Genomic DNA, 541 nt, shown 5'->3' on the forward strand with positions numbered 1-541 from the left:
AGTGAAACGCCGTAGCGCCGATGGTAGTGTGGGGTCTCCCCATGCGAGAGTAGGGAACTGCCAGGCATCAAATTAGTTCCTTTTCCCCTGACAAGGAAAATAACAGGAACAAACAGGTATCAGACGATTGCTGATACGTGTGAAAGAACCGGTGGAGCGGTAGTTCAGTTGGTTAGAATACCTGCCTGTCACGCAGGGGGTCGCGGGTTCGAGCCCCGTCCGTTCCGCCAATTATTAAAAATTATGCCTGCTAAATTAGCAGGCATAATAGTAAGCGTAATTTAGGGGCGTAGCTCAGTTGGTAGAGCACCGGTCTCCAAAACCGGGTGTCGCGAGTTCGAGTCTCTCCGCCCCTGCCATATTTAAACCCTTCGCGAAAGCGAGGGGTTTTTTTTCGTCTCAATTTCCTGAAACTCCTCTCTATTTTTTAACCTCTTCCCCTTAGCCCCACTATTCTGGGGATTTGACCTGCCCCCAGGATTAGATACAACCGTCAGTTAGTAATGTCGGTTTGTTTACCTTCACATTTTCCATTTCGCCA

The 541-nt window shown here is 49.0% G+C and carries 2 tRNA genes; both read left to right on the forward strand.

Going from position 1 to position 541, the window contains the following annotated elements:
• The first annotated feature begins 153 nt into the window (after positions 1-153).
• Positions 154-230: transfer RNA gene (locus DXU84_RS02570), tRNA-Asp, on the forward strand.
• Between the two features lie 53 nt (positions 231-283).
• Positions 284-359 (forward strand) — tRNA-Trp (locus DXU84_RS02575).
• Positions 360-541 lie beyond the last annotated feature (182 nt).

This window comes from Rahnella sp. RcJ3 (assembly GCF_009498575.1).
Taxonomy (GTDB): domain Bacteria; phylum Pseudomonadota; class Gammaproteobacteria; order Enterobacterales; family Enterobacteriaceae; genus Rahnella; species Rahnella aceris.